Annotated in this window: 13 protein-coding genes; 4 read left to right on the forward strand and 9 right to left on the reverse strand. The window is 42.2% G+C overall.

Annotation, left to right across the window (positions count from 1 at the left end; all coding sequences use genetic code 11):
• The first annotated feature begins 39 nt into the window (after positions 1–39).
• Entirely contained in the window at positions 40–600 is a 561-nt protein-coding gene (locus tag DWZ47_RS04460) for a hypothetical protein (protein ID WP_008649001.1), read from the forward strand.
• Between the two features lie 82 nt (positions 601–682).
• Here the strand turns inward: DWZ47_RS04460 and DWZ47_RS04465 are convergent, their stop codons facing one another.
• Genes DWZ47_RS04465 through DWZ47_RS04485 form a run of 5 tightly spaced genes read right to left on the reverse strand, consistent with a single transcriptional unit; the run spans position 683 to position 9,018 of the window.
• Entirely contained in the window at positions 683–1,198 is a 516-nt protein-coding gene (locus DWZ47_RS04465; protein WP_004324271.1) for a DUF1573 domain-containing protein, read from the reverse strand.
• Between the two features lie 38 nt (positions 1,199–1,236).
• Positions 1,237–3,390 carry a DUF4838 domain-containing protein gene (locus DWZ47_RS04470; protein WP_117512388.1) on the reverse strand — a complete coding sequence of 718 codons (2,154 nt, stop codon included), beginning with the start codon at positions 3,388–3,390 and terminating at the stop codon, positions 1,237–1,239.
• Entirely contained in the window at positions 3,365–6,334 is a 2,970-nt protein-coding gene (locus DWZ47_RS04475; RefSeq protein WP_004307494.1) for a hypothetical protein, read from the reverse strand. The genes DWZ47_RS04470 and DWZ47_RS04475 overlap by 26 nt, the downstream gene beginning before the upstream one ends.
• Positions 6,335–6,364: 30 nt before the next feature.
• Complete coding sequence (locus DWZ47_RS04480; RefSeq protein ID WP_004298138.1) at positions 6,365–7,840, reverse strand: glycosyltransferase family 2 protein; 1,476 nt, start codon at positions 7,838–7,840, stop codon at positions 6,365–6,367.
• 5 nt (positions 7,841–7,845) lie between these two features.
• Positions 7,846–9,018, reverse strand: coding sequence for a HEAT repeat domain-containing protein (locus DWZ47_RS04485; protein WP_004298140.1), 1,173 nt, complete (start codon positions 9,016–9,018; stop codon positions 7,846–7,848).
• A gap of 325 nt (positions 9,019–9,343) precedes the next feature.
• Between DWZ47_RS04485 and DWZ47_RS04490 the strand changes: the two genes are divergently transcribed.
• The 3 genes from DWZ47_RS04490 (at position 9,344) to DWZ47_RS04500 (ending at position 14,626) form a co-directional block, all read left to right on the forward strand.
• Positions 9,344–10,711: an LruC domain-containing protein gene (locus DWZ47_RS04490; protein ID WP_117512389.1), complete on the forward strand. Its 1,368-nt coding sequence runs from the start codon at positions 9,344–9,346 to the stop codon at positions 10,709–10,711.
• 115 nt (positions 10,712–10,826) lie between these two features.
• The gene (locus DWZ47_RS04495) at positions 10,827–11,519 is read left to right on the forward strand and encodes a DUF6250 domain-containing protein (RefSeq protein WP_117512390.1); all 693 of its coding nucleotides are present in this window, start codon (positions 10,827–10,829) and stop codon (positions 11,517–11,519) included.
• 35 nt (positions 11,520–11,554) lie between these two features.
• Positions 11,555–14,626: a chondroitinase family polysaccharide lyase gene (locus DWZ47_RS04500; protein WP_117512391.1), complete on the forward strand. Its 3,072-nt coding sequence runs from the start codon at positions 11,555–11,557 to the stop codon at positions 14,624–14,626.
• Between the two features lie 397 nt (positions 14,627–15,023).
• Here DWZ47_RS04500 and DWZ47_RS04505 read toward each other — a convergent pair whose 3' ends face one another.
• The 4 genes from DWZ47_RS04505 to DWZ47_RS04520 form a co-directional block, all read right to left on the reverse strand.
• Positions 15,024–16,259: a DcaP family trimeric outer membrane transporter gene (locus DWZ47_RS04505; RefSeq protein ID WP_115484896.1), complete on the reverse strand. Its 1,236-nt coding sequence runs from the start codon at positions 16,257–16,259 to the stop codon at positions 15,024–15,026.
• A 54-nt stretch (positions 16,260–16,313) separates the two neighbouring features.
• A complete protein-coding gene (locus tag DWZ47_RS04510) occupies positions 16,314–17,258 on the reverse strand; it encodes a tRNA-dihydrouridine synthase family protein (protein ID WP_099147528.1) in 945 nt (314 codons plus the stop codon).
• Between the two features lie 144 nt (positions 17,259–17,402).
• Positions 17,403–18,503: a DUF5017 domain-containing protein gene (locus DWZ47_RS04515; protein WP_117512392.1), complete on the reverse strand. Its 1,101-nt coding sequence runs from the start codon at positions 18,501–18,503 to the stop codon at positions 17,403–17,405.
• A 30-nt stretch (positions 18,504–18,533) separates the two neighbouring features.
• On the reverse strand, positions 18,534–20,306 hold the full coding sequence (locus DWZ47_RS04520; RefSeq protein WP_004324280.1) for a RagB/SusD family nutrient uptake outer membrane protein: 1,773 nt from the start codon (positions 20,304–20,306) through the stop codon (positions 18,534–18,536).
• Positions 20,307–20,318: the final 12 nt, after the last annotated feature.

Genomic DNA, 20,318 nt, shown 5'->3' on the forward strand with positions numbered 1-20,318 from the left:
CTTTGCGCCGTTAATTAAACTCTTAATTTATATAGTATTATGAGAGCTAAAAAGTTTGTATGCTGCTTGCTGGCTATGATGCTGCTCGCAGGTGTTTCGTTTATCTCCTGCGGTAATAGTTCCAAGGCAAAAGCCGATAGTGAACTGACTACACAAGACGGTGAAGATTTCAAATCCTTTTTGGATAAATTTACTTCCAGTGCAGCCTTCCAGTATACTCGTATCAAGTTCCCATTAAAGACTCCGATCACTTTGTTGGCAGATGACGGAGAAACCGAGAAAACATTCCCTTTCACTCGGGAAAAGTGGCCGTTGCTGGATAGTGAAACTATGAAGGAAGAGCGTATCACCCAGGAAGAGGGAGGTATTTATGTTTCCAAGTTTACGCTGAATGAACCGAAACACAAAATCTTTGAAGCGGGCTATGAAGAGTCCGAAGTGGATTTGCGTGTTGAGTTCGAATTGCAGGCTGACGGGAAATGGTATGTGGTGGATTGCTATACAGGCTGGTATGGATATGACTTGCCGATTGGGGAGTTAAAACAGACTATTCAGAATGTGAAAGAAGAAAATGCCGCATTCAAAGAAATACATCCGTAGAGATAAGTATCAATATCAAGTATTAAGTATCAAGTATTAGCCAGTCATTTAATACTTAATACTTGATACTTAATACTTATTATTAGGGTTCTCCTACATAATATCCTAGTTCGGATTCTTTTCCGTCTACCATTTCCCTGACAATGCCGTTTTTAGTGTTGAAATCCTGATAGAGTTCTTCATAATCACGTGTATAATCTGCGTCGGGGACTACGTTAACATCAAATTTTAGTTCTGCTTTTCCATTTGGGAGCATATTACCGAAAATCCGGATGCGGTGAACCACTTCGCCTACATTCTTGATACTGTTGTAGGTTGCCTTGAATTGCCTGATACCATCCTCAGGAATGATGATATGCGAACTTTTATCCAGAATGATACAGCCACAGGAAGGTTGCATTTCTGAAATGATTAACGGAGCATCTCCCGTGTTGGTGATGGTAAACATGATATCGAGTTGCTGACCTTGCTTGATAGGGTAATAGTGTCTGACGGAATCTTTTATCGTCATGCTGGTGGGACGTACTTCCTTCCTGCACCCTGTAAAGCAGAGCGGAAGTGCCGTCAGTAGTAAAATATAGAATATAGATTTATTCATTGTTGCCATTTATTTTTGTTATATCACTTTTTCAGCATTTAAGGGATGAATGCAATTTCATCGATACCCATTTGCGTTCCCGGTTTCTTTAAACAACTGATTTTTATGCTTAATTGTTCTGTTCCGTTCAGGGCTGCCGGAACAGTGGCTTTCATCATTTCTCCTTTTTCTGGGGAGTCTTCCGGTTTCAAGTCTATTGTTTTATAGGCTACTCCGTCTTTCAACAGTTGAACTTGCTGTGGAGCATAGATACGGTGGCGGGGAAGATTCAGAAAACTGATATAGAATGTTCCTGATGCATTGAGTCCTTTAACCGGCAGGTTGATGGTACATTCTTCTCCCGGAATGATAACCCAACCGCAATGATAGTCTCCGGGTAAACCGTGAGTGCCGTCGGTCAGTTTCTTTGAATCATTTTTATTTAGTTTAGGGGTTGTGGAAGGATTCATTCCCAGAAACAAACTTTTCTTTATGTCGGAAGCAAGTATATATTGTTCCCATTCCTTTATATAATAGTCAATCTCATAAGCTGACTCATTATAATATTCCATTCCGGCAAATGCTTGATGCTCTTTGAGCTGGGTGACCCATTTACGAGCTTGGGGAAGCGGTTGAATATCCTTTCCATTCCGCTTGGCATATCCGTAAGCGTCGAAACCGTGGTCACGTGCTAATTCCATGCGCGTGAAAGACAAGGCGGTCTGGAGCTCGTGCAGCTTTTTGCGCTCTTTCCCTTTTGCTTCGGATACAAAATCTCCCATTTCATCATAGAATTTGATAAACTTCTCCGGATAGAGGAATCCTTTTTCCGATTCTCTGATACCGGCGTAAAGTCCGAGCCGCTTTCCAGATTGGGCGTTGTTTTCTAGCTCTGTGTAGTAATCGTACAGCCATTTTTTGGATACCGGGTATTCCTGATTGAAATAGCTTTTAATTAACTCATCAACCGGAAGTTCCGGGTTGATAAGAAGGGCTGATAATACAAAAGTCCTCATTTCATCGAAAGAAGAATAGCTGTAGCCGCTTCCGTTGAAAAATATGCCGCTGGCTCCGTGTTGTTTGAAAAGTTGGAGTCTTTGCTGGGCTATCTTTAATATGGGGAAAGGAGTGAGGTAGTCGTCGAAGTTGTTGATATAGTCCCATATATAGATGTTGTTCGTTACTTTCTTCCAGTTGTCGAGTTGTTCCGCAAATTTCTTGTCTTGCTCGTCTTTGCCGTCTGTCCGGCGGGGCGGGTAGTCGATAGCGCTGACAATTACCCCGACGTTAGGCGGGAGCTGCTTGTCTGTGACTTGTTGCGTAGTCAGGTAGGAAGTCGTAAAGAACGTGTGTTTGGGAAAACGCTGCGACAGGCGGAGGATCAGTTCCGTAACGGCGGGGGTTGCGTTCTTCTCTGTATTTCCCAATGCGGTACAGGTGGCACACGTACAGGCGTACGGAGTATCATCCGGTGCGATTACAAAACGGAAATTCCCCTTTTCACCGAAGTTATCTACGATGTAACTTTCTATCTGGCGATACATATCCTCGGAAGAGAAACACAGTTGTGAGTCATCTGTCTTCCCGTGAATGGTGGCATATACTTTCTCTGCATCTTTTCCCAAGACTTTTCGCAGGTTGTGTCCCCATATTCCCCAGCTGTCATCAAAGTTGTTCAGGCCGATAACGCCTGTATGATCGGCGTTCAGGCCGTATGGAGAATAAATACTTTGATAGTCAAATGCAAAAGCTCCGCAAGTATCGTTGAGATTGATAAGGGCGGGAGGAAGATCCGAACCGTCTATACGCGGGTCTTCTTTGCTGATCTTCTTTATCAGTTGGTATTGCAGCCATAACATTTGTTTGTCGTCACTTGCGGTCAGTCTGATATCAGAGCCTTTGCAGGCTACTTTGAATCCTCTCTGCAATGTTGGGTCTATCTGTATGATGATGCGCCACATGTCCATTTCGGAAACGCCAAAAGCGACTATTTCATCGTCGTTTGCACGCTTCTTGAGATGCTCGTACAGGTATTTCGCCCACCGGGTGTCTCTGTCCGTCGGATCCTCACCAATGGTGACGAGATACCCTTCTTTAGATGGGAACATCTCCGTGCGTGCCTGCATACGGCAGCCGGATAAAAGGCAGCAAATACATATCATTCCTGCCAATATGGGGCAAAGCGTGTCAGAATGAAATATAGACTTGTGCATAGATGTTATATAAGTTTTTATAGCGTGTCGATATGGATTCTATCGGGTTGAGCGGACTGGTCCCTCGCACGGTGTTGGTCTGGTTATAATAAGTATTCCAGGTACCCATCAGACCTATGGTAATGTTAGGACTGACCATATACTGGCCTCCCAATCCCACCATAGTATTGGTGTGAGAGAAAGAGCCGGGCAGCGCATAGTCCAGTACGGCCGTTTCCGGTGCCGATCCGATGCTTGCCATGGCGTTGATATTTGTCTTTCCGTCATTAGCCGGGAAGTATTTGGCGCCAATCTGAGCATTGTAATAGAAGTTGGAGTTGAAGAAGTGCATATCTATCTTCGTGTTGAGACGAACGACTTCAATGGTCTTGGCTAATTCTCCGCCTACAGTGAGTAGGTTAGTTTTTGACTCATTCCAACCCGTAAACAGATAGCCATTGTCTCCGGTGCCACCTGCAAAGAATTCATCGTTCCATTCATAACGCTTTGTGTAGGCGGCTACCCGTCTATAACCCACATGTGCACCTATTTCCCAATCATTCTTGAGATAATGCCGTAAAGCGACATCAGCCGTTATGTCCGGGAAGTATTTGGTCGCAAAGGCTGCATTGGCCGTGAGGCTCCACTTCGGTGAGAAGTGATGCGTCCACTCACCTTGTACCTGAATGCCGACTCCTCCCGGTGTCTGTTCTTCAGCCTCCATGCTGTCGCTTGCCGAGCCGCTTCGTCCTGCATAGTTGAGACGTCCCGTGTAGCTGTTCTTCTGGCCTTTTCGAGTGTATTCAGCGGTGGCAACGGAGGTAATGATGTCTTCTTCTCCGTAGCGTGCACGCAGGTAGGTCAAAGCAATCTCATTCTTGAGCATCATGCTTCTAAGGCCCGATAAGTGTCGTTGGAAAGAGCGATATTCCATGATGGATGGCTCGTAGTACTTTTGGTAATAATAGGCTGAATCCGCTTGACGGTTGGCTTCATATACCACCCCCTTGGTGTACTTCAATGATTTGTTCTGACTGTCGTAAAGCAAAGCTGTATCAAGAACAGCGAGAGCCTTTTCCGGTTCTTTCGCCTTTGTCAGTTGCAGGGCACGATATTCACTGCTTTGTGAGAATGCGCCTATAATCTCTTTGTTACTCGGGTATTTATTGAGTATCGGTTTCAGGAATTCCAAAGAAGCTTCGTATCTCTTGTCACGCTCAAGGACAGTAGCCCTCTTTGCCTGATAGAACGGTTCTTCAGGATAATAATTGATCCCTTGAGCCGTATATTTCTCGAATTCATCGTATTTTCCGAGTAAACCGGACGAATTGATGGCATACCGTAATCCGAGATCGCTCGATGGATTCAGGCTAATTAGCTTAACAGATTCCTCGTATGCTTTCTTCGTAGCTCCGGCTTCCATACATTTCTTGATGTACGGCACTGCTAGTTCCTCGTATCCGATAACATAGAAAATGCGCATATCCTCATCACTCTGCTCGATGGCAGATAGATACAGTTGCAAAGCCTCTTCGGTTTTATCCATTTTATCGAGAATAAATGCCCTTTTCAACGTGCCGTTTTCGTAATCAGGGAAGTGAAGAGTGATGGTGTCCAATGTGGCAAGTGCTTCATTGTAACGTTTCATATTGATATAGCAACTCAAGGCTTTTTCCCATGCGGCACCGTTCACTTCATTGTCGTCTACATGTTTTTGAGAAACGAACAATACGTGCGGCAATGCTTCTGCGTACAGACCAAGTTCCATCAGTTTTTCAGCTTTCTTCATGTGTTGTGCGCTCATGGCAAGCGTAATATCATAATCATCAGGATACATCTCATACATCTTTTTCAGCGTTGAATAGGCAAGATCATCCTCATTCATCTGGCGATAAAGCATATATTCTTTATAAAGAATTCCTTTATCATTGTTGCCATATTGTTTTTTAGCTTCTCTGATATAGAAGAGTGCGTCATCGGTATATCCCCGGGTGACGGAAGTGTTCAGCAGGTAGTCTAATGCTTCCTTGTTCTTATTACCTCCTTCGTAGGCCATGCCATATAATACATAAGGATCCCGCTGCTTCTCTGCTCGGGCAGCCTCCATTAACAGGTCGTTATACATACGCCGTATGGCAGGGCTGTTGTTTCTTCGCATTTGCTCGCGTATAAACACCAGAGCTTCTGGATAACGTGCCAATTCACTAAGGATACTCGCCCTTTTGACGATAAGCGCACCGCTTCCCGGTATGGCAGCCAAACCGTTGGATGACCAGCCTAGAGCAGCTTCCCGGTTTCCTTCCTGTAAATGCAGGTTAATGATGTCCAGATAATATTCTTCGTTTTGAGGAGATACTTTGATAAGCTCCGTCAGCTTTTCGATAGCCTCTTTTCGGTTACCACCTTTTTTCATTTGCTGGTAGCCTACCTCCATGCTGTAGATATAATCCTTCCTTAGAATCGTATCGTTCGGGTAAATCTGATTGATTCGTTTCAACAGACGGTCTGCTTCCACATCGTTGTTCTGCTTGCGGTACAGTTCAATCTTTCTTCGCCATAAACCTCTCCAATACGGATTCACTTCCAGCAACTCATTAACGTAACAAATAGCACTGGAATAATTCTCGGTGATATCTTCTACGTCTACCAGCAGATGTTTGGCATTGACGTTGTTGTAATTGTCATCTATCGCTTTGACAAGATGATAACGCGACTGGTCATAGTTCTTTTCGTGGAACCAGTATTTTCCCATGAGCCATTCAAGGTCAGAAACATTCGGGTATTTCTGAAGGCCCTCCTCCAACAGCTCTTTCCCTGCTTCCCATTCCTCGTTCGCAAAATGCTCCTGTACAATCTGGGCATATTGCTCCGGTGTCTGGAATCCGTTGTCGGTCCCGGAGGAAGAGGTTATCAGTAAAAACAGACAACCTAATATGGTGATCTTATGGAGAAATTCTCTGTTCATTCTATCTTGTCTTTAATCTTTCTTTCTTGTTTAAATCGTAGCAGGTTCGGGCTTCATTGCCGTTATATCAGTACCGTCTGCACTTTCTTCTTTCTGCTTGAATCCTTTCCGTTCCATGTTCTTCCACTTGAAGTCTCTATTGGTCAGATAACTGAGGTATCCTCTCAATGAACAGAAAGTGATGATGGGATGATAGAAGATGGGCTCCAATATGGACGCAATGATAATCCACAGGTATTCATATCCTCTTTTATATAGCATCCCGACATAGTAGTCGTAGGTAATAACAACGATGGAAAGGAACTGGCAGAACGTATAGATCGTCAGGTAAATCATCCATGCCGTGTTCCAGTTGACTGCTCCTGTAAAGGCCAGATAGATAAATACTATCAAACCGACGAGCTCGATGATCGGCGCCAGAAACTCAAAAACGAACATATAAGGCAGAGTTAACAGTCCCATCTGTTTATACGTCTTTTTGAAAATCATCTTACGATGGATATTAAGTGTCTGGAACAATCCCCGTGCCCAACGGGTACGTTGCCGGTAAAGCATTGCCAGGTTGGGAGGTCCTTCCGTCCAACAACAAGTATCAGGAATCTGTACGATCTTATAAGGACGGGAGAAGTCGCACATATATCCTACCATGCGGGTGATGAGGTCCATGTCTTCGGCAAAAGAGGGGGCATCGTATCCTCCGGCTGCAATCGCTACCGAACGGTCGAAAAGACCGAATCCACCGGAAACATTCGGCATACCATTGATTGCGGACCATCCCATCTTACCAATCAGATAGGAACGCATGTATTCCAGATTCTGGAAAAGTGGAATCGGTGTACGGGGAGTTCTAACGTCTATGATTTGTCCGTCTTTCACGACGCATCCGTTAGCCATCAACATCGTTCCGCTGACTGCAATTACTTGTTTTTCTGAAGATATAATGGGCGAGATACAACGATAAAGAGCATACTTTTCCAAAATGCAATCCACATCCGTGCAGATAAAATAAGGATGAGAAGCAACGTTGATACCCGCATTGGATGCATCCGCTTTAGTTCCTCCATTTTCTTTGTCTACAACGATGAGTCGGCTGTATTTCGGGTTGGAGGATTTGAGGAGTCTTCGGAACGGTCTGGTTTTGATTCGCTCGATATAAGCATAGGGCACTTCTACCAGTTCATAATATTCGGTCATCTTTTCCAATGTACTGTCCGTACTTCCATCATTTACAATAACCACCTCGAAAAGCGGATATTCCAATGCAAGCATGGAGTTCACATTATCAATGATTGTCTTTTCTTCATTGAAGGCAGGAGCAATTACCGAAATGCCCGGTGTATAGGGGGATTCCTTGATTGTTTTCCGCATATAGCTTTCCACATAGTAATCCTTTCTCCGTTTTAGAGAAATGAAAGAGAGGAAGGCGAATGTGACGAAGAATATCGCCAGCATGCTCGTATAAAAGAATACGAAATAATTGAAGAATGTAAATATTATATCTCTCATGTTCTCTAGTTTAACTGGTTGATTAACGGATGCTTGGTGTGGGCAAACAATATAGCTGTGTGGGAATCTGCTTTTCTTTCCAATTGATCGAATGTTTTCCTTCCCATTGCACTATACTCATAGAGGGCTTTGAGTATGACTCTCTTGGTTCCCCAGTTATCTGCTTCATCATAAGCATTGTAAAGAAATCCTAAAGCCTTATCGGTCTTTAGATCCGCAATAGCCGAAATGATTTGTCGTTTGACTTCTTCCGGTTGTACATTATACATTTCAATCAGCTTAGGTTCAACCTCTTTGTATTTTAGTTTACCTAAAGTCTTGATCGCTTCACCTCGTATTTCCACAGAACGGGCATTGAGTTGCTTCGCGAGAATTGGGGCACTTTCGGTTTCATTATATAGCCGGATTTCGTTGATAAAGAATATCTTAACGTTTTCTTCAGCTGAAGTATTCACCCATTTAATAAAGGTGGGTGTGTTATATCCCACTTTCTTACGGTGTTCCAAGATAGCGTGTAACTCCATCATGTCCCATTGCCTTAACTTCATGCCGATATCTTCGTCAAAGAAGCGGAACGGGTCACCCTGGCTTAACCACATATAAGTGTAGCGTGCCGAGTTTCTTAGTTCTAGTTCACGATGATAGAGGAAACGCACCAATACCGCTTCAGAGGCATACCCATTGATGGACTGAATAAGTTTCAGAGCTTGTATCTTTGATCTTTTGGAACCGAATTGAAGTTCGCGTTCAAGGAAACGTGTGATTTGGAATACGGTTTGAATCGTTTGATAGTTTAGTTCATTGATCTCATCTTCATGCACACTCTTGATTTCTGTTAATAGTTGAGTGATAATGCGTAACTCGTTAGGTTTCGGGCGCTTTTTCGTATCATATTCTAATCTGTCAGCTATCTCTTCTTCACTCAATGTGTTGGAATCTAGTGAGATAGATTTCATTTCTTCATAATACTTATCAAATGCTTTATTGTATTTCCGCTTCTCTTTTCGCCTTTTAAATATACCATATATAATATGGAATAGGAGAAATAAGTACGCAATAATACAAAACATTACAGCAATTGAGCATATTCTTATGATTAAAGGATAGCCAATAAACTTGTAATATATCCAATAGAAATAATATTCTATGTAATCTATACCATACAGTACTTGATCCATTTCCCTTGATATATTTATATATAGAACTTGTATATTCGGAATAAAAGCTCTATATTTGTTGTATTGAATGTTCTGTCTAATGCAAATATACGAAATAACTTGTATATATTATCCATTGTTCATGAACAGGCCTTTTGAGCCCTATTTTAGCTCTTGTGATTATTTTCGATGGAAAGGATTGAAATTACAAATAAAGGCAAGCAAAAAGCTATTAGGCGTTAAATATATTTTTGATAAGTTAACAAATGAAGCCTGAAAATAAGTGTGATAAGCTAGGCTCTCATGCGAAACAGAAACAAACAATAAATTTAAAAATTAGATTAAGATGAAAATTAAAGGTTTGATGTATGTCCTTATGGGGACAATGTTGGTTACCACTTCCTGCTCTGATAATGAGTTGGAAAAAGGTAAAGATGGTTCGGGAACTGTTGACCCGGTAAATGCTTCTGCACTTGTGAATGTATATTCTGATAAAAGTGGTTCTGAAGCGAGTCTGCTTGTGGGAGATGTATTAGTGAAAGATTCCCGCACTCTTACGTTGAATGTTCCTGCTGCTTGCGAGAAAGTGTATATGAAATACAATACAGTTTCGGGAACAGAAGCTACAAAAGAATTTGCTTTGTCTCCTGTTAGTCGTGGTGTAGATCAGAGTACTGGTTTCAATTTTGAAACAAACCGTCTGGCATCGGTAACTCTTGCGCTTCCTGAAGATGCAGTGCAGCCGACAAATGAAACGGACCAAGGCTATCTTTTTTATCATAACACAGGTGTGGTGATGTTCGAAGATGGTTGGCCTACTCAATTGGCTTCATGGTATGATGAAGATTTCAATGATGTTGTTTTCGAGTATGATTTGAAGGTGACTGAATGTCATAGTCAACAAATGATGGAGACCGTAGGAGGCAAGGAGGAATTATTGCTGACTTTGGACGTTCGTGCAGTAGGTGGAACATTACCGACTGTGTTAGGTGTTGTTTTGGATGGTTTGAAAAGTGAGTATGTTGACCGGATTACTGCAAGCCTTGTACTGAAAGGTGGTCAGGGAACAATGACAGACTTAGCTAAAGAGGAACTTTCTACGAAAGATGTAGTGAAGATTGAAAATAAAAACTGGAATTGGAGCAATGATACTCGCACTGAACCACGTTTTGCAATCCTGACTGTAGATAAAGCACAGGCAGAAGGTACTGTTATCACATTGGATGGTTTAAGCTCTTTGAAAGATAATAATCAGGATATGTTCCAGGTAAGACCGAAAAAAGTAAGAGAAGGACTGCCTATGTTGCGTGCTGAAGTCAGATTGATTGGTAAAGAAGGGCTAACTGGAGCTGATAGAGATGCTCAGCTTGCAGCATTTAGAGAACTGATTCTTGATACTAATAGACAAAACTTCTTTATTTGGGCTAACAATAAGGAAATCCACATGAAGGGTTATGCACCGACTTCTGCTTATAAGGCTGAATATGATAAATTGGTTGCAAAGGACGCTACATTAGATAAAGATGTTTATTATTCAAACACTAACGGTTCCACTTGGGGAGTTAAGATGCCGGTTGGCGCACGTCATGCCTATGAGAGTGTACCTTTTGTAGAAGCGTATACAGGATTTGCTGATTGGGTAAATACTAACGGTAAATCAAATAAGAATTGGTATGAGGGCTTTGATCCAGAAAAAACTGTAAGATATTGGTAATGCAAATTATCAGTCAATACGTTATTTGAGATATTTTGTACAATTTGAACCCCTCTTTTTTCGAAAAGAGGGGTTTCTTTGTATTCGGAAGAATAATCTTTAAACTAATACCGTAATGACGAAGCGATTTTTTATAGGCTACAGTTTGATTACTTTTTTTCTCTTAAATAGTGTGGTGCTTTTGGCACAGCACAAAGCTTCTTTTGTGCAGCAATGGAAAATAGAAGATGCATCCCATGCTTTGCAAATAATAGAACGTGCGGATACATTAGAATTGATAGTTCCGGACGGACTGACTATGTGGTATCGGCAACGATTGGCAGGCGATTATGAAATAAGTTATCGTATTTGTATGGTGATGCAAGGTGGAAAGTATGACCGCTTGAGTGATCTGAACTGCTTCTGGGCTGCCAATGATCCTAAATACCCTGATGATCTTTTTGCCCGTAGTCAGTGGCGTGACGGCATCTTTAAAAACTACAATACATTAAACCTTTTCTACGTTGGATACGGAGGAAATGATAATTCAACGACCCGTTTCCGTCGATACAAAGGAGAATATTATGGAGTGGCAGATGACAAGGTGAAACCTTTATTGAAAGAATATACCGATGCCCCTCATTTACTCGTCCCCAATCAGTGGTATGAGATTCGGATTCGAGTGGAAAAGGGAATCACAACTTATTCTGTGAATGATGCAGAGTTGTTCCGCTATACCCTTGCGGGTGGTGAAGGTGACGGGCACTTCGGTTTACGTCTTTTACAGAATCACGTACTCTTTACAGATTTTAAAGCGACTATACTTTGACTTATATACTGAAAACCTAATAAGACCATATTTCCATGATGAAACAACCTTTTACTAAATTTGGAGTGACAACTCTGTTTTCTCTTTTGTGCTCAGCATTCCTTCATGCGCAAGTCGTAACAGATGAGCGGATGTTTTCTTTTGAAGAACCGCAAATACCGGATTGTATCACCGCTACCCATTCCCGCCTGTCGGTATCTGATCTGCATTATAAAGATGGAAAACATTCGTTGGAATGGACATTTGAACCGGGTGGTATATTGGAACTCAAGAAAGACTTGAAGTTTGAGAAGAAAGATCCGACCGGCAAGGATTTATATCTTTCGGCTTTTATTGTGTGGATTTATAATGAAGTGCCTCAGGATGCGACTATTGAGTTTCATTTTCTGAAAGACGGCAAAAAATGCACATCTTTCCCTTTTGGTATTAATTTCAGTGGTTGGCGCGCCGCATGGGTCTGCTATGAACGTGATATGCAAGGCACACCGGAAGAAGGCATGAATGAACTCCGAATTATTGCTCCAAATTCAAAAGGAAGCCTTTTCATCGATCATCTGATTACGGCTACTAAGGTTGATGCACGTCAACAGACGGCCGACCTGCAAGTCCCTTTTGTCAATGCCGGAACCACCAACCATTGGCTGGTTGTCTATCAACACTCGCTTTTGAAACCGGATATTGAATTGACTCCTGTAGACGATAAGCAAAGAGCAGAAATGCAACTGTTGGAAAAGCGTTTTCGTGATATGATCTACACGAAAGGGAAAACGACAGATAAAGAAGTAGAAACCATCCGTAAGAAATATGATTTCTATCAGATAACTTATAAGAATGGCCAAGTATCGGGAGTACCTATTTACATGGTACGTGCTTCAGAAGCTTATGAACGGATCATACCGAACTGGGATAAAGATATGCTGACTAAAATGGGAGTGGAAATGCGTGCTTATTTCGACCTGATGAAAAGAATTGCCGTTGCATATAATAATGCGGAGAATCCGGTGATTCGGGAAGAAATGAAGAAGAAATTCTTAGCAATGTACGATCATATAACCGATCAGGGAGTAGCTTATGGTAGTTGTTGGGGAAACATCCATCATTATGGCTATAGTGTTCGCGGTCTGTACCTGGCATATTTTCTGATGAAAGATGTGCTTAGGGAAACCGGGAAACTTCAGGAAGCCGAACGTACGTTACGTTGGTATGCGATTACTAACGAAGTATACCCTAAACCGGAAGTTAATGGAATTGATATGGACTCTTTCAATACACAGACCACAGGACGCATTGCCAGCATTTTAATGATGGAAGATACACCGGAAAAACTACAATATCTCCGGTCTTTCTCCCGTTGGATTGATTTTGGTTGCCGTCCTGCATTGGGATTGTCCGGTTCGTTTAAAGTAGACGGAGGTGCCTTCCATCATCGAAATAGCTATCCGGCTTATGCTGTGGGCGGACTCGATGGAGCAACCAATATGATCTATCTTTTCAGCCGGACGGAATTTGCTGTTTCCGAGTTAGCTCATGAAACAGTGAGAAATGTACTGTTGACCATGCGTTTCTACTGCAATAAGCTGAACTTCCCTCTTTCCATGTCCGGTCGTCATCCGGATGGAAAAGGTAAACTGGTTCCTATGCATTTTGCTATGATGGCTTTAGCCGGTTCTCCCGATGGAAAGGAGGAATATGATAGTGGAATGGCTTCTTCTTACCTCCGTCTGATTTCAGACCCAAGTATTGAAAATGACTCTCCTGAATATATGCCTAAGGTTTCAAATGCTGAAGAACGTAAGGTGGCAAAACTTCTTATAGAGAAAGGTTTCCGTCCGGAGCCGGACCCGCAGGGAAATATAGCGATGGGATATGGTTGCGTCTCTGTCCAACGTCGTAGTAACTGGTCGGCTGTGGCACGCGGACATTCCCGTTATTTATGGGCGGCAGAGCATTATCTGGGAGCAAATCTATACGGTCGTTACCTGGCGCACGGCAGTTTGCAAATATTGACTGCTGCACCGGGACAGACAGTAACTCCCGCCACTAGCGGCTGGCAGCAGGAAGGTTTTGACTGGAACCGTATTCCGGGAGTGACATCTATTCATTTGCCATTGGAGCAATTGCAGGCTAAGGTGCTCAATGTAGATAGTTACTCTGGAATGGAAGAGATGCTTTACTCCGACGAGGCTTTTGCCGGTGGTTTGTCTCAACAGAAGATGAATGGTAATTTTGGAATGAAGTTACATGAGCATGATAAGTACAACGGATCACATCGGGCACGTAAATCTTACCATTTCATCGATGGAATGATTGTCTGTCTTGGTTCGGATATTGAAAATACAAATACGGAGTTCCCGACAGAAACGACTATCTTCCAATTGGCAGTTACTGATAAAGCAGGGCATGATTATTGGAAAAATTATCAAGGAGATAAGAAAGTATACGTAGATCATTTGGGAACGGGTTATTATGTTCCAACTCCCATTCGGTTTGAGAAGAACTTTCCTCAATACTCGCGAATGCAAAACACAGGAAAGGAAACAAAGGGTGATTGGGTTTCTTTGGTTGTAGATCATGGAAAGGCACCGAAAAACGGAAGTTATGAATACGCTGTTCTGCCTCAGACGAATGAAGCTCTGATGAAGAAATTTGCAAAGAAGCCCACTTATAGGGTATTACAGCAAGACCGGAATGCACATATTGTAGAGTCCGTCTCCGAACAGATCATTTCTTATGTGTTGTTTGAAACTCCTGAAACGACATTGCCGGGTGGTTTATTACAACGTGTGGATACTTCCTGTCTGGTTATGACTCATAAAGAATCTGTTGATAAGATTAAGTTGACGGTGGCACAACCGGATTTGGCTTTGTATCGCGGTCCAAGCGATGAAGTGTTTGATAAAGATGGGAAACGTATCGAACGTAGTATCTATTCACGACCATGGATTGAAAATGCCAGTGGTGAAATACCTGTGACTGTAACGATAAAAGGGCAATGGAATGTAGAAAGAACTCCGTTTTGCAAGGTGATTTCTTCTGATAAGAAGCAAACAATTTTGCAGTTCAGTTGCAAAGATGGCGCTAGCTTTGAAGTGGAGTTAAGGAGATAAAAGTCAGACAACAGGCGATCATTTGCTTTCCCTGACAGAGAACAGTAGTTTTACCGTATGAAACTTTTAGTTTCAAGGCTTGAAACCAAAGGTTTCGCACCGGGAAACTAAAGTTTCAGCACCGAGAAACAATAGTTTCAACGGCATGGAAACTATTGTTTCATGCGGTGAAACAAAGATAATGCATTCATGAAATAAATAGGATTGCCTGGAGCTTCCGGAGTGAATACCTCCGCGTTGTGAAATGTAGTTTATCTGTTTCTGGTGACGGCATTATTGTTGTCACACTACTGTCACCTATTGCTGTCACGGTGTTAATTGTTAATAATCAAATCGTTAAGCAGCAATCGGTGACAGGTGACAGATATATAATTAAAATAATTGTATAGTAGAGAGGTTAGAACATAAACATGGCAACGGCAACAATACGGTTGTTACATACGGCATGGGTATCTTGAATTTTCCCATTGGACGTATTGAGCGAACCATACCATGCAGAGCTTAATGTATATTCCAACCCGAATTTCCAGTGGGGGACATTGTAGGTCAGTTCTGCTCCTGCCGTAACTAATTGGTTAAGGTCTGTTCCTGTTCCATAAAGTTTTGCATCATTTCCTTTGGGAGCATATAGCGCATCACTTGTTCCCAGATTCTTGGCATAGCCTACGAAGATTCCCGGCTTCCATTTCTGTCCGTAGACAACGTTGAACCAAGAGCTAGAGAAACGTATCGGAGTATATTCTTGTTCTCCCGTTTGTTCGTTGACAGACTTGATCCCGAATCCACCCAAACCGGAAGCTTGTGTCAGATTGGATCCTAATACACTCTTCGCAGCGATGAACCAGTCTTTGTTGGTGTATTTCACATGAGCTTCGTATGAAAGAGTTGTGATGCGTTCGTCTACCTTGTATTTATCTGTATTTACTATAGACTCCGTACGTGGTTTCAATGATAACAACTCAATGCCTACGCCGGCCAGCAAACCGCCATTCTTATAATCAGCTCCGACATAAAATTCGGGAATACAGCTTTGCTTCAGATACTTATGTGTTTTCCCTTCCGGTCCTTGTGAAGTATATTGTGATTGCCACACTGCGGCTCCGGTAAGTTGGAAATTCTTGTTTGTATAGCGATAACGAATTTGTGGCGCACGGCTGAAGGGCTGAAACGGTGCTCCTACGGAGAGATTAAGAATCTGCGGAGACACATCTCCGAATAAGGGATGCCAGTTCTGTCCGAGTAATAAAGTTGATTTTCCCCAATCCAGATTCAAATAAGCATGACGAAGGCGAATGACCGAATAAGAAGTGCCTGTGCCGCGGAAGTCGACTTCTACTTTGGCAGATGTCTTGGCTGTTCCCAGTTTTGGACCGGCAACGTCTACTCCAAGGCGCGAATATAAAGTATAGAAGTTACTGTTGGGTGTTGAGTTCAAATCGTTCCCCTCCGGATCACGCACTTTGTCTTTTGGATACATATAAAACAATCCGTCTACGGTTTCTTCGTTAGCACGACTATTATAATAGAAGTCAGTACGAATCTGTCCATAGAATTTGAACTTGAAATCCTGCATTTGTGCGAAACTGCCTGATACGGTTATCAGACAAAGAAAGATTAGAATGTATTTTTTCATAATGTGCATGTTTGTAAACGGGCGCAAAATTACGTAAAATTACTGGTTATCAGTTCATCGTTGATTAAAAAAGGCAAGGATTGCCTGATTATATTTGTTGAGACTTGTGCTTTTATGAATTGCTTTCAGTAATTTTCTGTCTGCTTGCGGCATTAAATATTCCCAGAAAGTTTTCATTTTGTTCAGAAGTTGTTCGTCTCCTCCTTCCAACTGTTCTGCATATTGATTGTATACGCATTTGTGCATAGATTGCAATTTTTCTCTCATTTCATCGAACTCGAGTGCACGGTTTTGTCTATACTCCAAAGCTAATGCCGGGTTGGCAAGTAATCCCCGTCCTATCATCATTCCGGCTAGTCCGGGAAACTGTTCCTGAATGCGGTGAATATCTTCTACACTATTGATATCTCCATTATAGATGAGCGGATGCTTGCAGGCATTCTGAAAAGCCTCAAACGCTTTAAGGTCAACTTCTCCTTTGTATTGCTGTTTTCCCAAGCGGGGGTGCATAACCACTTGTCGCAAGGGTAGCTCATTGATAATCGGAGCCAGTTTCAGACATTCTTCCGGATCTTCCCAGCCCAACCTCATTTTGATGGAGAAACTTATTTGCGGATATTCTGTAATCAGGCTAAGTAACGCCTGAACTTCTTCGGGATAAGGAAGAATGCCGGAACCATTGTGGCGTTTAGCCAGCATGGGAAAAGGACATCCCATATTGATGTCGACTTCCTTATATCCCTTTTCAATGAATAGGGATAAGATTTTTTCTGCTTTTTCAAAAGAAGGGGCTATCAGTTGGGGAATCAGATGGGCTACCTGATTATTCCCGGGTTCGATTCCTCGCACATCTCTATGGCGGAATCCGCCTTTTTCGAGTCGTACAAATGGGGTATAATAAGTATCTATACCTCCGAAGCAGGCAGCATGAGCATTACGGTAAAACACTTCGGTGTAACCTTGTAATGGGGCAAAATGAATAGGAAGAGTCTTTGGCATTATTTTTATTTTTGTGCAAAGATACAGAAAAAGTAAAAGAGAGGAACCTCGCGGTCCCTCTCTTTCTGATGTTAAATTGATTAAAGTCTGATTTTTATAAACGTTTTCTATGATTGAAGGTTAGAAAAATTGGGGGATATATTTTTATTCTACAACGTTTATAGTCAGTTCACGTACTACTTGACCACCTTGATGGACGTAGTTTGCATTGTTGGCTACGAAAGTAGCGGTATATGTACCGGCCTCTTCATAGGTATGTGAGTATATCTCCAACGATTGCGAGATATTCTTGATAGCTACACCAGCGTCAGGATCGCAGGAACCGTTAAGGAGGATGGAATTGGAGATAAGCCAAGTATCTCCTTTTGTATACCCTGCTGCTCCGCCACTGGTTACGAAATCGCTTGGCTGGCTAATTCTCCAGAAATAAGGAATATTACCGTCTACAGTAGCATATGCTATTTTATCTGCATATTCTGCGCTTTTCATCTCTTCAAGTGTGAGGTTTTTATTTCCTAATGCTTCCTTCAATTTGGTAAGATGAGTGTTGTTTTTTGAAAGATCATCTAAATTGTAGGTTACATTTAAAGCCGAGAATTCGAAGTTCTTTGCATTAATTGTGGTTGATTTTCCATTGTTGAACTCCAGATTAAGCTGTAAGCCTTTAATATGTATTACAGGCATTGTGCTGCTATTATCAAGAGGGTTGAGGCGGAAAGCAATGCTGATTTCTTTACCCAAGTAAGATATTAAAGGACAAGAATAGTCTTTAGTATCTTTGGTTGCTTTAGGAAGCTCATCTTGGCTGACAAGTTCTGTCCATTCGCAATTAGTAACTGCTTCTTTGTCTTTTTCCACATTGTTGCCACTAATTCCTTCGAATTGATCGGATATTAATATGTGAGTAGAACCTTCGATGGTTTTCGCACTACCATAGTCATATACTACGGAGAAGTTGATTTCACATTTTTCTACGTCTTCCGGTTGCATTTCAATTCTGTTCCGGTGTTTGTATTCGTGCCCTATCTCACCGCTGAAGAAACTGATAAAATCAGGGTCACCATCGAAGCTGAACGTTACAGGGTTTCCTTTCTTTACAGTCACAGTTTTGCCATCGAAGCTGACATTGCTGTCTGTCACCACACCCACTTCCATTGCTGTTTCTTCTTTTAATTCCTTGTCGCATGAAGCCAGGGATAGTCCGGCAAAAGCGATAGTCATCAAACTTTTATATATTGTTTTCATGTCCTTTTCTTTTTAAAGTTATTAAGAGAATTACCAACCCGGATTATTCGTCTTGATAGCACCGTTTGATCCTATTTCATTGGCAGGAATCGGGAAATAATTGTAAGACTTCGGAATATTGAAGTAAGTATATACATTGATTCCGAACTTCCAGGATTCGTCAGCCTGTGCCTTGTCCACTTGTTCCTGCATCAGTTTGTAATAGTCTCCCCAACGGATCAGGTCGAAACGGCGTGTGTACTCGAAACAGAGTTCCATTGCACGTTCGTCTTTGATAGCTTTGCGGAAGCTCTCTTCATCCAGATTTGCTGCAAGTTTTTTGATTCCTGCACGTTCTCTTACTGCATTGATACATTCATACGCCAAATCATTAGGGCCATGGTTGACTTCATTTTCTGCCTCTGCAATCATTAGCAGAATGTCAGAGTAACGGAGAAGAGGGAAGTTGATGGAAGTATCGTTTTTACTCTTCTTGTCTGCTTCATATTCTCTACGATATTTGGCGGCAGCCCTGTTGCGGTTCTTATTGGCATCGTTCTTCGATTCACGATCACCGTAAGTAGACCCCGGCTCTGTTTTACCATAGCTGAAGGATTTATCCCAGTATTGTTGTTCCACTTCATCTCTTTTTCCTTTTACAAATTCACGACCGTCTACCGGAGTACCTTCTCCTGCTGACTGGGTGTAAGTGAATGGAGCGATGTTCCAGTTGCAACGGTCAATGTCATCGTTTGCTTCATACAATTCCAGCAGTTTAGGAGTATTCCAGATAAAAGCGTATGCATAGCCCGGATCACCTTTACCAGTGATGGATGCTTTGGAAGAAAGGTCCTTACCCTGAATGCCGATAATATTACCGATTCTACCTTCTGCACGTACATCCGTCGAACGGTTACCTGCAAATTCTACTTCCCAAATACTTTCATTAGCCTTGGCACCATCCTTATTGAGAGCAGTGTTATACTTATCAGAACAAATGTCGATAAAGAAGTCCCAATATTTGGCAGTTAGTGAATGACCCTCATTCTTGACTAACTGTGCATAGTAACTTGCTTTTTTGAAATATTCTGTAATCTCGGCACTAGTCGTGTTGTTAGCCAAACCCACTTCCTTGTCACGTTTAGGTTCACCGGCCCGGAACATATATACACGCGCCAACATTCCCCAAGCAGCCGATTTGGAAACACGTCCCGGTAAATAGTTCAAATCTTGAGCAGATTTGAGATCCTCGGCAGAACCATACATCTCTTTGATGATAAAATCATAAATCGTCTGTTTGTCCGTACGTGGAATGGAGAGGTTATAGGCATCTTCTGTAGAAGTAGTCTTGAAAGGTACATCTCCCCAACATTCTACCAAAGTAAAATAATAGAATGCGCGTAAGAAACGGGCTTCGGCTTTGTACTGCTTGCGGGTATCATCGTTCATATCGGGCACTGCATCAATATTTTCCAGGAAAATATTGGCTCTGTTGATGCCGGAGTATAATGTGTACCACAATGCTGCAACGGCCGGATCACTTGTGTTGGCATTGTTACAGATCAACCCACTTTTGTTAGGTCCGCGGTTGGCACCACCATAGTGTCCCAGATCGTCACCTCCTACAAGGTATAAGAACTCATTTCCGTAGAAGGAACTTTGTCCCAGAATGGCATAGGTTCCTGTCAGCCAAGAGGTAGCGTCCGCTTCATTTTTGAAGAAGTTTTCAGGAGTGGTGTATGTCGGGTCTTTTTCCAAGAAATCGCAGGAAGTCAGGTTAAGTCCGACAAGAAGTGATATGATGATTATTTTTATTGTTTTCATATACGTAATTGT

This window comes from Bacteroides sp. AF32-8BH, from assembly GCF_003435205.1.
GTDB lineage: Bacteria > Bacteroidota > Bacteroidia > Bacteroidales > Bacteroidaceae > Bacteroides > Bacteroides ovatus.